At 42.6% G+C, this 13,496-nt stretch carries 17 protein-coding genes; 10 read left to right on the top strand and 7 right to left on the bottom strand.

Translation table 11 applies throughout. The features are described from left to right. Window positions 1-49 precede the first annotated feature (49 nt). On the bottom strand, window positions 50-1,177 hold the full coding sequence (locus CLV59_RS11855; protein WP_111592241.1) for a restriction endonuclease: 1,128 nt from the start codon (window positions 1,175-1,177) through the stop codon (window positions 50-52). Window positions 1,178-1,438: 261 nt separating this feature from the next. On the opposite strand from CLV59_RS11855, the gene CLV59_RS11850 reads away from it, so the two are divergent. Then, window positions 1,439-1,648 carry a beta/alpha barrel domain-containing protein gene (locus CLV59_RS11850; protein WP_111592240.1) on the top strand — a complete coding sequence of 70 codons (210 nt, stop codon included), beginning with the start codon at window positions 1,439-1,441 and terminating at the stop codon, window positions 1,646-1,648. A gap of 50 nt (window positions 1,649-1,698) precedes the next feature. Here the strand turns inward: CLV59_RS11850 and CLV59_RS11845 are convergent, their stop codons facing one another. The 4 genes from CLV59_RS11845 to CLV59_RS11830 form a co-directional block, all read right to left on the bottom strand. After that, on the bottom strand, window positions 1,699-2,175 hold the full coding sequence (locus CLV59_RS11845) for an SRPBCC family protein (protein WP_111592239.1): 477 nt from the start codon (window positions 2,173-2,175) through the stop codon (window positions 1,699-1,701). A 26-nt stretch (window positions 2,176-2,201) separates the two neighbouring features. After that, complete coding sequence (locus CLV59_RS11840) at window positions 2,202-2,627, bottom strand: VOC family protein (RefSeq protein ID WP_111592238.1); 426 nt, start codon at window positions 2,625-2,627, stop codon at window positions 2,202-2,204. A 26-nt stretch (window positions 2,628-2,653) separates the two neighbouring features. Next, window positions 2,654-2,992, bottom strand: a complete 339-nt coding sequence (locus CLV59_RS11835; RefSeq protein ID WP_111592237.1) for an ArsR/SmtB family transcription factor — start codon at window positions 2,990-2,992, stop codon at window positions 2,654-2,656. A 290-nt stretch (window positions 2,993-3,282) separates the two neighbouring features. Continuing rightward, entirely contained in the window at window positions 3,283-3,792 is a 510-nt protein-coding gene (locus CLV59_RS11830; protein WP_146616172.1) for a hypothetical protein, read from the bottom strand. Between the two features lie 323 nt (window positions 3,793-4,115). Between CLV59_RS11830 and CLV59_RS28895 the strand changes: the two genes are divergently transcribed. Next, window positions 4,116-4,532: a hypothetical protein gene (locus CLV59_RS28895; RefSeq protein ID WP_111592235.1), complete on the top strand. Its 417-nt coding sequence runs from the start codon at window positions 4,116-4,118 to the stop codon at window positions 4,530-4,532. Between the two features lie 34 nt (window positions 4,533-4,566). On the opposite strand, the gene CLV59_RS11820 is transcribed toward CLV59_RS28895, so the two are convergent. Then, window positions 4,567-5,286, bottom strand: coding sequence for a LytR/AlgR family response regulator transcription factor (locus CLV59_RS11820; RefSeq protein WP_111592234.1), 720 nt, complete (start codon window positions 5,284-5,286; stop codon window positions 4,567-4,569). Next, window positions 5,283-6,272: a sensor histidine kinase gene (locus CLV59_RS11815; RefSeq protein ID WP_146616171.1), complete on the bottom strand. Its 990-nt coding sequence runs from the start codon at window positions 6,270-6,272 to the stop codon at window positions 5,283-5,285. Before CLV59_RS11815 ends, CLV59_RS11820 begins: the two co-directional genes overlap by 4 nt. Before the next feature lie 196 nt (window positions 6,273-6,468). Here CLV59_RS11815 and CLV59_RS11810 point away from each other — a divergent pair, with 196 nt between their 5' ends. The 8 genes from CLV59_RS11810 to CLV59_RS11775 all read left to right on the top strand — a co-directional run bounded on the left by CLV59_RS11810 (window position 6,469) and on the right by CLV59_RS11775 (window position 13,492). Then, window positions 6,469-8,631: an outer membrane beta-barrel family protein gene (locus CLV59_RS11810; protein WP_170137719.1), complete on the top strand. Its 2,163-nt coding sequence runs from the start codon at window positions 6,469-6,471 to the stop codon at window positions 8,629-8,631. Between the two features lie 138 nt (window positions 8,632-8,769). After that, entirely contained in the window at window positions 8,770-9,522 is a 753-nt protein-coding gene (locus CLV59_RS11805) for an SDR family NAD(P)-dependent oxidoreductase (protein ID WP_111592231.1), read from the top strand. Between the two features lie 19 nt (window positions 9,523-9,541). Then, a complete protein-coding gene (locus CLV59_RS11800; RefSeq protein WP_111592230.1) occupies window positions 9,542-9,991 on the top strand; it encodes a MarR family winged helix-turn-helix transcriptional regulator in 450 nt (149 codons plus the stop codon). A gap of 134 nt (window positions 9,992-10,125) precedes the next feature. Next, window positions 10,126-10,947 carry a VOC family protein gene (locus CLV59_RS11795; RefSeq protein WP_111592229.1) on the top strand — a complete coding sequence of 274 codons (822 nt, stop codon included), beginning with the start codon at window positions 10,126-10,128 and terminating at the stop codon, window positions 10,945-10,947. Between the two features lie 172 nt (window positions 10,948-11,119). Then, window positions 11,120-11,335 carry a hypothetical protein gene (locus CLV59_RS11790; RefSeq protein ID WP_111592228.1) on the top strand — a complete coding sequence of 72 codons (216 nt, stop codon included), beginning with the start codon at window positions 11,120-11,122 and terminating at the stop codon, window positions 11,333-11,335. A gap of 141 nt (window positions 11,336-11,476) precedes the next feature. Then, complete coding sequence (locus tag CLV59_RS11785; RefSeq protein WP_111592227.1) at window positions 11,477-11,965, top strand: hypothetical protein; 489 nt, start codon at window positions 11,477-11,479, stop codon at window positions 11,963-11,965. Window positions 11,966-12,042: 77 nt separating this feature from the next. Then, window positions 12,043-12,717: a hypothetical protein gene (locus tag CLV59_RS11780; protein WP_111592226.1), complete on the top strand. Its 675-nt coding sequence runs from the start codon at window positions 12,043-12,045 to the stop codon at window positions 12,715-12,717. After that, a complete protein-coding gene (locus tag CLV59_RS11775; RefSeq protein ID WP_111592225.1) occupies window positions 12,707-13,492 on the top strand; it encodes a sensor histidine kinase in 786 nt (261 codons plus the stop codon). The genes CLV59_RS11780 and CLV59_RS11775 overlap by 11 nt, the downstream gene beginning before the upstream one ends. The last annotated feature ends 4 nt before the right edge of the window (window positions 13,493-13,496 follow it).

Below are 13,496 nucleotides of genomic sequence, written 5' to 3'. Positions count from 1 at the left end.
TAAGAATGCTTACAGGCAGTTTCATTTACAGAGAGTGCTCTTTTGAGCTTTACTTTATAAATTCCTTCGCCGCATCACTCAATTCATAAAAGCGCAACAAATCAATTTTCTCATGTTTCGCCGCCTGTATAGCACTTTTACTGAAACCGCTGGTGGTAACAATCACTCCCCTTTCCGCTTTCTGATAAACTTTGGCCCCCACCATTGCACGTACCTCAGACTCCCCCACCTTCATTTTACGTTGTTGTTTTGTTTGGACAATATTCAGTAAATCTTCCCCAATAATTGGGGGCGAAGTCCACACTTTAATATCAACCCCATGATCCCTTGTAGCAGGAGTCAACTCTGTTCTATATCCTGCCGCCTCATATATATAGGCCACTATTTCTTCAAACCTCCTGGAGGAAATTTTATGCACATGTTCCGGCCTGTCACGAATGGCTCCCAGCAATGATTTCAGGATATTTTTCAGCATCATTTTGGACTCGCGAAGAGAAACAAAAAACTTATTCTTATGAATATAGACGCATATACGTTCGATCGCTTCTTCTACTTTACACTCCGGCCCACTGATACATTTTATGATCTTATCCTCTTTAGCAGACAGCAGTTGCTCTAAAATAGAAGCAATTTCCTTATTGATTATTTCATAGCCATCCGGTTTACCATGGGTACCTAAAATGGAGCTAATATGCTTTTCTCCTAATAGAATAAGTTTATCAGTATAATCATTTATCTGGCTCAACACATCCAGGGCATTGAATCGCTGCGTTCTGTCCAATGTTCCGGCCGGAAACGTGGTGATAAAAACACATTGTTTTCCATCTTTCGACAACAATTCTGCTATTATACTGGCAAATCCGGAAAATGTGCCTCCTCCAAGGCCACCAACAACTATGTACAGGCATTTATCCTGTGCTAGGCGTTCGAATAAGTCGCGGTCTTGCAAAAAGGCTTCCCGCCCTTTGTCTTTATTGCCAAGCGTTCCATAACCACCGAGAAGTTCTTCTGCAAAGAGGAATTTATTATTCAGGGTATTTCTTCCGAAATCCCGCCTATCGGTATCTATATAAAAAAGACGCTCCGGAGGAAGCCCCTTTTCTTTTAAATGACTCACTATCCTGGATCCGGCATTTCCGATGCCAAACACCTTATAATTTAATACCGTATTATTCATATACGAAACAGCGTAAATAGACTAAAATGATCATCAGGGTAAGGGAATAGACAGACAGAAATGTAAAATCAAATCCGCAGCATTTGCTGCATTGACAGCATATGCAATAAAATAAATACGATAAAGAGAAGGAGTAGGATTTAGACCAGGAGGATAGTACTAAATTATCCTATAAAATATAGCTCTCACAGAGAAAATATACGTAGCGGCATCCGGAAACTATAGCATTCAAGTCCATTCTCTCCCCAATATTTATGGGAAATGTATAAAGATGGTATAGGAGGAGAGCACTATTATCTGACAGTTGAAGAATATAAATATATTCAGCAAAGTTTAAATTTTGGTGGGATACCCACCTACCTGATATATGACAAAAAAGGAGCGTTAAAACAGCAATTTACAGGATATCCAGGAAATGAAGTGATGTTAAAACGAATCGAGGTTGCAATGGAAAACCCTGATAAAAAATAATCATGAGAGGCCGGTTGCAGTCCGGCCTTTCATGATTAAGTATTCTTCTACTAGCTAAAAATGGCCACCATCTTATCCATACTCTGTTCCAGGCCTATTTGTGCAAAGTTACTGATCGTACCAAATGCGGCGTATTCCGTAACGGTCATTGTAGTTTTATTTGCTGCAAGCTTATGGAAAGTCACCACCGTTCTGATGTCTATCGGAAAGTCGGAGGGCATGCCTACTTTTGTTGGATCTGTTTTATGCCCCTCCTGATCCGCTAAACTTTGAATGAACTCAATGCGCTGAAGCGGAATAATTTCCTTGTATTCCCAGATGGAGTAATATTCCTGACCACCCATTTCCGGCGGCGCTTTCATACTGACAAGAGATATGCCTCCTTCCCGAAAATCCAGTTTCGCAACAGGAGAGGTAAAGTGCTTAGGTCCCCACCAGCGTTTCACCAACTCGGGATCTGTCCAGATGCTCCAAACCAGTTCAACCGGCGCATTAAATGTTCTGGTAACTTCTATTTGCTTTGCCATGATTACTTCTTATTGACGCGTATGCTTTAAGCATTCTGCAGCGCCGCAATATCAAATTTATTCATTTTCATGAATGCTTGCGCCACCCGTTGCCCTTTCTCTGGATTAGACATTAACTCACTTAATACAGTAGGCACTACCTGCCAGGATAAGCCAAATTTATCTTTACACCATCCACATCTTCCTTCTTTACCTCCGTCTGCAGTCAGTTTGTTCCAGTAATAATCTATCTCCTCCTGGTCTTTACAAGGGATAACGAAAGACACGGCCTCATTAAACTTAAAGTTATCTCCTCCGTTCAGCCCCATAAACAGTTGCCCATTAAGCTCGAAATTGACCACCATTCCATTGTCATTTATCACTTTAGAATCAGGAAAAATAGTGCAGTAAAAATCTGCTGCCGCTCTGGCCTGACCATCAAACCAAAGACAAGGATGCATTTGTGTTTTCATAAAATGATGTTTAGGTTAATGTTGAATTACTTTTTACGTTTGGTTTCTTTTGTTTGCATTTCATCCAATAAATCCTCTATTGCATCAAATCTACCCTCCCACATTTTGCGGTATGGGTCCAGCCAATCTCCAACCTCTTTCAGCTTCTTCAGATTAAGCTGATAGAAAATCTCTCTGCCGGTTTGCGTTTGTGTCAACAATTCGCATTCCGTTAAAATTTGAATATGTTTTGAAATGGTCTGTCTGGCAGTATCAAATTTTTCAGCAATAGCGCCAGGCGTCATTGCCTGGAGCGCTACCAGGCTTAATATGATCCTGCGGGTAGGATCTGCCAGGGCATGAAAGACATCTCTTCTAATCTTCATTTATGCAGCTATTTGACTGCAAATATACGCGCAGTTATTTGACTGCGCAATTATTTTTTTGAATCCAATCGTTATCTATTGATTATGAGTTATTTGAAGAAACCGTAAGGATCAGACTATTAAAAAAGAAAATTGCGTAAATGCATTTCTGCCCCTCGGCAACTTCCCTGCAAATGAGTATAGATCTGAATGCTATAAAATAGTGAAGCCTGTTGAAGGGGAGTTTATTGTCAGTGGATGCAATGGCGCCAGTACTTTCATAGGTTTACGTTTGCACGACAGCCAAATTACTATGGCATGATCCTATGATAAATCAACGTATCTCCCATTCTCCACTTAATACTATCCTGGCTCGTTTCATACGCCATCTTAAATGCATGGTCATTTAGCTTCTCATATACGAAATGTTGGTAAAACTTCGATCCCTGGTACATCTGCGAATTAGTAAGTACTAACTTGTCCTGCGAAAGACTACCAGTGAATTGCCGGTGTCCGCCGAAATTATCGAAAATGTAAGCGATAAAGTCGCCATTCTTTTCTACCCCCCACATGGAAAGGGCCTTATACTGATTGGGAGGTACGTCGGAATGCTCATATTGCAACCAGGTACTATCTAATGACATACGGCAATTAACGGTGGAGGCTATCGGCTTTCCATTAGCAAACGTGCCTTTACCTTCCCACGTACCCATAAAATATTGTATCAGCTGGGCCGGTAACTTAGGAGGCGCTTGTTGTGCCTGAACCTGAAGCATGCCACCAGCATATAAGAAGAAGAAGAATAAGGATAGTTGTTTCATAACCGTTAATAATTGGGTGTCACTAATTTCCAACTCTTTGCCGGGATAAAAAACTAATTTCAACGATTGGGGGCATATTTTCAATAGCCAGGTAGTGATCGCTGCCAGTTGCTTATTATTTTATAATTCCCTGTACGACAACATCTGCATCTCTCATAACCATCTGTAATTCAATACGCTATAACAATCATAAACCCATCTGGCAACATTCTCACCGCAGTGCCCATCATAAAATGGATATAAGATCCGTTATATACGCATCCATTCCCTCCTTATAACGTTAACGGGTATATGAATAATTGATATAACATTTCCTATTATATATGAAATCCTTCATGGGCATTATCGTTTTCCTCAGCATTTCTATCGTATCCTTAGCTCAGGGTCCTGATAAGTGCAACCTCCTTAAAAAAGTACTGGAAAACCCCGATTCTTATATTTTCTTTCGAGGCAAATCAATAGCCGACAACTATATCATTATTTTAGATACCTCCCGATTCTTTCAATCATGCACACTGAAGGACATCTGCGGAAGGAATTTTGTAGTAATTACAGATACTGTTTTTCTGGATAAAAGAAAATATGGAGATATTTACGACCTATGGATCAGTAGTAAAGTCAAAAAACGTTTTTCTGTAGCAATCTGGGACAGATGCACCCATGCTCATACGCTTGCGCATATCCGAAGAAGAAGAGGACAATACGAAATATATCGTCAGAGAGCTGGATGGCTGGATTAGATCGAAGCATCGTAAGTCTGCATCGGCGTAACTATTATCCCGATATACTCTTCCTTTGTATCTCCAGTTGAAACATCTCTCTATACAAGTCTCCAACCGGAATCACAGTATCTTTTATAAAAATTCTATTTCGTTCGATAGATTCAATTTTATTGAGTGCTACAATAAAAGATTTATGTACCCGCATAAACAATTTTGCTGGCAGCGCCGCTTCCAGCTTCTTCAGGTGTTGCAGGGTGACCACTTTTCCGGATATCGTATGCAATGCAACATATTCTTTTAGTCCTTCAATGTAAAGGATATCCTCCAGCATTACTTTCTGCAACCTCCCGGTCGTTTTCACAAAAATAAATGGCTCATGTGCAGCAACAGGAAGTATAGCTGCAACAGGTGGCTGAATTGTCTGCAACGCTTTGGTGGCTGCTTTCAGGAAGCGTTCAAACGATATAGGCTTCAGAAGATAGTCGATGGCATTTAACTCAAAACCTTCTACGGCAAACTCCCGATATGCCGTCGTTAAAATTACTTTTGTACTATCTCCTAGTAACGCAGTAAGTTTCAATCCATTCAGTTCCGGCATCTGAATATCCAGGAATATCAGATCCACTGGCTGGGATCTGAGTGCAGCGAGCGCTTCCAGCGGATTGTTGTAGGTATGCATTAGTTCGAGAAACGGCGTCTTCTCGATGTAATCCTGCAAAAGCTCCAATGGCAGCGGTTCATCATCTATCGCTATACATTTTAATATCCTCATAGAATGACCAGTTTTACAACAAAATGCGTATCATCCTGCTGGATATCCAACTGATGACGTTTTGGATACAGCAATTCCAGTCGCCGTTTGACATTGATTAGTCCTATTCCGCCTGTATTATCTTTCCACCCAGGGTTCATACGATTGCGACAATAAAAAGATAAGGAATTTTCCAGGACTTCCAACTGCATTACTACAGGATCGGCAGGGTCGTCGAGGACTGCGTGCTTAAAAATGTTTTCAACAAAAGGGATAAGGATAAGGGGAGACATCATCCGGTCTTCCACCTCGCTAGTCACATTCAGCTGCAACATCAGCGGCTTCGTCATCCGTAGCTCCTGTAAAGCAATCAACTGCCGTATATAATCCACCTCTTTCATCAAAGGTACCTTCTCCTGGTTACTTTCATACAACATATACTGCATGATATCTGATAACCGCATAACGGCATCCGCAGTTTTGACAGATTGCTGATACGCCAGGATATAGATACTATTCAACGTGTTAAAAAAGAAATGCGGATTGATCTGTGATTTCAAAAAGGCCATTTCTGTTTTCAATTGCAGATTCTCCAGTTGTCGCTGTACCTGGTCATGCCGAAACCAATCTACCCCAAACCGATAGGCCACTGCCAACGGTATCAGTATTCCTTCCAGCCAACCGGCCTGAAAAAAGAATTTCAGTATTTTAAAAGTCCAGTCACCATCCTGATAGAACCCATACAATTTGTTGATCGCCAGCATACCCACTGTATTCGTCAGAATGATCAGACTCCATCCACCGGCAAGGATACTCCATTTCCGCTGCTGGACCCACCTGGGCAGGATCACAAGCAGATTTACATAAAACGAAACGATATACATGAAAAATGCTGTAAGCCAATGTGCAATTCCATTGGCAGCCCCTAACCAGATCATTGTATATACCTGAAAAGCGGCAATCAGGAACCAGAAAACGATATGTCCGAAAAGCAATTTTTTATTCATATCCCAAAAGTAATATGCTTGTAATGCGCTCTTTCTATTATTCAACGAAACGCTGCATTTTAAAGGTCAACGTGTCTCTCTAAACCATCAATCCTTTTCCATCCCTTATTGGGCTATTTAGCGCCAGGATACCTGATTTGGTTGAATTCATCTTAATCCTTTACCGTGAACGAGGAATTTTATGAAAATCCTTATTATGAAAATTAAACTATTTATTCTCCTGCTGCTACTTCCGAACATATTTCTTTACGCCCAGGATACCCTCAAAACGGTTACTATAAAAGGTCAAATGCCAATGATCGAACTGCAAGCCGATAAAATTATTCTGCATACAGAAAATAGTATTATAGCACCCGGGGAAACGGCGCTGGACCTACTTCGGAAAGCGCCCGGCGTCATCGCTGATAACGAAGGGAATATTTCCATCATGGGCAAAAATGGGACAACCATTTACATAAATGGCCGACAACTATACCTCCGCGGCAAAGATCTCGCTGAAATCCTGAAAAATACTCCCGCCACTCAGATTGCCCAAATCGAAATTATCATGCACCCCGGCGCAAAATATGATGCCGCCGGAAATGCCGGTATCATAAACTTGCAATTCAAAAAAAATAAAAGCGATGGAATCAACGGAGGAATCAATATCGGCAACACTTTCGGCGTTTATCCTAAATATAATTCCGGCTTTTCTCTTAATTATCGTAACAAAAAGCTGAATGCGTATACTAATTACAATGTTGGTATAGGCAACTATGATGCGTACACTAGTATGCTGCGTACCATCACGGATACCATTTTTGATCAACAGGCAAATATTCGTGTATATAACCGTACGCATAACCTCTTTACAGGTATGGATTACACTTTTAATAGCAAACAATCTGCGGGTATAATGATCACCGGATTATCAACAGACAAGCAAATGTGGACCGCCGCCAGTACCAATATCATTGAGCGCGCCACCCACCAGGCAGACAGGATACTGCTGGGCCATAGTTTCTCTGACAATAAACGAAAATCACTCAGTACTAACCTGAACTACCGCTATGCCAGCAATGGTAAGGAATGGAATATTGATGCAGACCTGGCCATCTATAATACCAATGGTAATCAACTGCAACCGAATATCTATTTCAAACCGAATACGCAAATGCCGGTCGACAGTAACATCTACCGCATGTACACCCCCGCCAGCATATATTTATACAGCATTAAAACAGACTATGAAAAGCAATTCAAAAAAAGTAAACTGGGCTTTGGGGCCAAATCCTCCGTCGTGCAAACAGATAACAACTTTAGCCAGGCAGATATTATACAACAACAGGAATTGCCAGACAGCGCCCGCAGCAATCATTTTCGATATACGGAAAACATCAATGCACTGTATGTCAGCTGGCAACAACGAATCAAAGGGGTCCTCCTACAGGCTGGCCTGCGGGCAGAACAAACCAATAGTAAAGGAAACTCCAAAGGATTTCAATACCAGCATAACAGGTTTGAAAACTATGACTCCACCTTTTACCTGCATTACCTGAAACTCTTTCCCAGTATAGCATTGACATTCAACAAACAACCAAACTCCCAATGGAGCATCAACTACAATTACCGAATAGACCGGCCTGCCTATAAAGACCTGAATCCCTTTGAATTTAAACTGGACGACTATACGTACCAAAAAGGAAATATCCATCTAAAGCCCCAATATACCCATAGTGTCAGCGTTTCCTGGCTCTATCACAAAGATCTCTTACTGATGGCGGATGTCAGCCATACAAAAGATATTTTCACCACAGTGACAGATACCACACAACAATCGCACACCTTTATCATTAAAGATAATCTCGCCCGTAAAAATCAGGCAAGCCTGACAGTCAGCTACCACCACCGTTTTCACTGGTATGAAATATTTGTAAATACCGGCGCCTATTATGCAGTTTACCAAGGAGATGATGGTATAGGCAGACGCATATCACTCCAGTCTACTACAGTCAATTGTAATCTCCGACAGCGTTTCCTCCTGGGGCACGATTGGCAGGCCGAACTGGTTGTCTCCTGGTCCTCCCCAAGTATCCTGCAAGCCTATTTCCAAAGTAAAAGCCTGGGCAGCGCCGACGGCAGTATCCGCAAAAACTGGGCACATGGGAAAGTCAGTGCCGGTATTACCGTCAGAGATATTTTCAATACTCTCACCACCCACCTCTCCAGTAATTTCGCCGGCCAGGAAATCATCGCCATGAATAAAGAAGAATCCCGGCAACTCAGTGTCAACCTCAGTTACCACTTCGGCAATAACCAGGTAAAACCCGCCCGCCAACGCAATTCCGGCGTCACAGAAGAAGATAAAAGAACTAAATAACCCTGTTGCCATCGCTATTACACACTATTCATCTGAGCTCGCTTCTCCACAATTTAACAATTCATTGACTAATCATTAATGATTAATCATTAATATTGTAAAGGAAAGTTTTGATTCATTTTTTAAAACAACCATCATATGAAACGTTTTGAAAATAAGGTGGCCTTTATCACCGGAGGAAACAGCGGCATCGGAAAAGCGGCAGCCATATTGATTGCCCGAGAAGGCGCGAAAGTAATGATCGCCGACCTGAAAGAAAACCAGGCCGTCCTGGATGAAATAAAGAAAGAAGGCACAGATGCCCGTTTCGTACAGTGCGACGTTTCCCGCTATGAAGACCTGGAAAGAGCCGTAAAAGAAACCGTAGATATATTTGGTAGCCTGGATATAGCTTTGAACAATGCCGGCGTTGTAGACGCCTCTCCTGTACATGAAAAAACACAGGACGAATGGCAACGCGTTTTGAATATTAATCTTAGCGGCGTATTTTATGGCATGAAATTCCAGATCGCCCAAATGCGCAAACAGGCAACAGGTGGCGCTATCGTGAATATGGGCTCCATCATGAGCCAAGTGGCAGAACAGGGAATCGGCGCATATGCCGCGTCCAAGCATGGACTGGTAGGACTCACCAAAGTAGCTGCACTGGAAAACGCCACCAACAACATCCGCGTAAACGCCATCGGACCAGGTTATATCGAAACACCTTTACTGATGGAAAATTCCGCATCCGGCGCAGAATACAGGGCATACATGGAATCCAAACATGCCATGAAACGACTGGGAAAACCAGAAGAAGTGGCAAAAGCTTTTCTATTCCTCGCCTCAGACGATGCCAGCTTCTGCACAGGCGCGTACCTGCCAGTAGACGGCGGATACCTGATCCAATAAAGAATTACGCTACCCAAACATGAAGAAACAACAGCAAAACAACGAGCAACAAATGCCCATACGCCGACAGTTAGGCATCAATCTGGTGAAAACTTTCAACTGGGTATATGATCGCTCACAGCTATTCTTTGCTGAATACGGACTTACTTCCCAACAATATAATGTCATTAAAATTCTTTACGAGGCGGACCGGCCGATATCTACTTCTGAAGTGCTGGAACAGATGGTGGAGAAAAATGCAGGAGTATCCCGGCTGGTCGATCGCCTCGTAATTAAAAACCTGGTACAGAAAAGAACCAACGCAGTAGATAAACGCCTGATCGATATACAACTGACTCCCTCAGGAGAATCACTCTGCGAAGAAGTTACTGCAGACCTGGAACACGTAGACGCCGTATACGCCGGCCTGTCCGATAAAGATGTTGCAGAGCTGAACCGACTGCTGGATAAAATCCGAAGTATTAAATAAATCCAACCAAGAGTATAAAACGCGAAAAGGGTTGTAAGTAGGACACTTGCAGCCCTTTTTATTGCAGCGGGTTGACACATAATATATCCCTGAAAATCGTATTTTCACTTTCCATCACACCATAAAAAGTGAAAATGCGCTGCCTACTGACCCTCCTCCTTTGCATCACAAACATCATTACTACCGCACAGGTAAAACATCCACCCGTAATCATCGGTTTGGATCATATACCCATTGCCGTTAGTAATCTCGATAGTGCCGCCGTTTTGTATAAAAAACTGGGATTTTCCATCAAAAATGGACGTTTTCACTCAAATGGGATACAAAACCTCCACGTAAAATTCAAAGATGGAACCGAATTAGAACTAATCACTGCCCCCGCAGTAAAGGACACGCTCACCGCCTTCTACCGGAAATTTATACAAGAGGGCGGCGGCCCTGCCTTCCTCGCGTTGTATGTGCAGGATACCAATAAACTCGTCTCCCTGTTACGCAACTCCCGCCTTCCATTCATCATCGATAATGGCTATCCGGAAATAACGCCTCCCCATCCGCTCGACTTCCTTTTCTTTGGCGGAAGGAATAAATCGGCCACCGACAAACCAGTACATTTTGCGCATAGCAATACAGCTGAAAGTCTGATCAGCGTTTGGCTTGCCCCGGACAATACGCAACAAATCCGCCAGCTCCTAAGTGCATCAGGCGCTACGCTAAATGCTACATCCGCGGTTCTTCCTGAGGGTAAAATCTTATTTTTCCCAACAACAAGGCGCATTATTCCTCATCATCCTATTATAGGCGTCACCCTGCGCGTTCATGATATTCAAACTGCCCGGAATGTATTAACCCTGGCCGGTTTTCATGTTTCCATTTCCCAGACAGCCAACGGAAAATCTATCCTGCTCTCCCCTCCAGTAACAGGTGGTCTTTGGCTGGAATTATGTGAAGAAAAGTAAATAGGGAGACAACACCCCAACTCCCAATACCGCTGCTCTACTTCTCAAGTGGATGATAAATACCGTGAAAACACGGTACCTCTATGTAGATTTTCACGTTGAACAACTGAAAGTCAGCTCCTAATTTTGATGCCATAATCCTACGACATCCTGTTGATAAAACTACTATGAAATGAAGCGGTTCCTGTTCCTGATGCTACTGATTGTTACGCAACTGGCCATTTACATGCGCCACGCGATTCACCTGCAACACAGTACTACACAGGAAAAATCTACCAAAGAATTCTATAACAATACTACGGAGATGCCCGTATCCACAACAGATACCGGTGCATCTTCCTTCACTAGGTCTGATCAATATATTGCTTATCCGGCGCTGTCGTACTAGCGCCAACCTGGTTTGTTCCCCAAGGTTCAAGGGGGTGCCAGTTCGTTCTTTTTCTGGCATCCTCTTTTTTCACCACCCATTAAAAATTAATTTTATATATTTCAAGATCTGAAAATTACTCACTAAAACCTTTTAATCCTAATGGATCCAATTCAACAACTACCGGGACAAGAAATCAGCCTCGACGAGGCACGGAGAATCATGAATGTTCGAAAAGAATATTTTAACAAAATGGAGCTGGCACTGAAAATATCGACCGGCATCCTGCATGATCCCGCAGTTACCAACTATTACCTTAGTAAAACCAACGCTTTCCTGTTTTCCAAAGATGAACTGCTAAAACTGATTAACAGCGATGCTCCTTTCTTCATGGTCATAGCTGGCGCTCACCCGGAAAAATCAGAACAATTCGAAAAAGGCGATCCTACAGTGATGATTATCCCTTGCAGACTCCTGACCAAAGATTCAGAAGCCTCTACAGAAAACGGAATGATACTGGAAGCCACCGGCCTGGAACCTAAAGGAACCGCTGCTGGTATCGCTAAAACATCCAATCTGCGCGATGGCGATCCAACCATCGGACTGGAACATCCACCTGCAACAGACGTTACTCAGATTAACTATGTATAATTAGCAGGTATTTTCGACTGAACTTCTGTATTTTGCATATCCACACCCCCTATTATGAGAACTAGACTAAGGGCGATATGCAGCTACAGGATGTTTTAAGTGAAATTTCAATTTGGATAGTAATTTGTCCCTTCCTTGTGGGACTCTATTGCTACCCGAAAATATCAGTCGATTCGAAAATCATATTTGGGATAGTAGCTTTGGCTGCTATCCCTCAGTTGCTAAGGGCATTCATAGACAATGGACCGCTGCTCAATGTAACATATAACCTGTACACATTGGCAGAAATAAGTCTGATCTGCTGGCTGTTCTATCCAAAAATTATTAATAAAGGGAGAAAACGCCTCTTTTTCATCACAACGTGTCTAATAACGATATTCAATCTAGGGATAGTGCTTTGGAATGGTTTGTCGGCCCGGTTTATCAGTGAAGCTGTGTCTGTTAACAATCTTATGTATACCGGCTGGATACTGCTGATTATTCTCGATCAATATGAAGTAATGGATGGTATTTCACCCAAAAAGCCGTTCTTCTGGTATCTGACAGGTATTTTTCTGTATGCACCATGTACCATGCTGGTATTCTCGCTATGGCACTATATCAAGGTTCACCCAAACTCTATTATGACCAGACTTTGGGTAATTCAAAGCATTTTTAACATTACTATGTATGGCCTTTTTACAATCGGAATCTGGAAAGATCGCAAGTTATCAGCTGCCAACATAGCTCATCATCGTGGAAATGGAAAATGATATCATCTTAAGCATCGTAATGGCAACCCTCTTGTTTCTCCTGCTGATCAGCTTTATCATCGCATTCTGGATGATATACCAGCGCCGCCGTGCCGCTCATCAACAGGAAAAACAACAGCTGAAGTCCGCATTCGACCAGGAAATGCTCCGCGCTCAACTGGAAATAAAAGAACAAACACAAAAAAATATCTCCCAGGAAATCCATGATAATATAGGCCAGGTACTAAGCCTCGTAAAACTTAACATGGGTACCATAGATACTTCCGCCACCCCTGGCCTCCACGAAAAAATCAGCGACTCCAAACAACTCCTGACCAAAGCAATCCACGATCTCAGAAACCTCAGTAAATCACTCGATACTGACCTCATCATGGACAAAGGCCTCTGCGCCGGCATAGGCCAGGAAGTAGAAATGCTCCGCAGAATAGGCACATTCGACATCAATTTCCAAATTGAAGGAAATCCTGTCCGGTTGGAGCCCAACAAGGAATTAATTCTATTTCGTATCTTTCAGGAAGTATTAAACAACATTATTAAACACGCCCACGCTTCTACCATCGATATCAATCTCGACTATCAGCCACAATGCTGTATCATGGATATCGCTGACAACGGCGAAGGCATCAATCCCAATATACTGCAGGGCGAAACCACCGGAATCGGCCTCGGTAGCATGAGAAAACGAAGCAACCTGATAGGAGCTGACCTCAGTATAGCCGAAAATGAGCCCCAGGGCACCCGTGTAAAGGTCAATATCCCCTATCTGCTCCCTTAAAATG

It is taken from the genome of Chitinophaga dinghuensis (genome assembly GCF_003259435.1).
GTDB classification, from domain to species: Bacteria; Bacteroidota; Bacteroidia; order Chitinophagales; family Chitinophagaceae; genus Chitinophaga; species Chitinophaga dinghuensis.
Note: the sequence above shows the minus strand (reverse complement) of the source record. Positions and strands in the feature narration are given on the sequence as shown.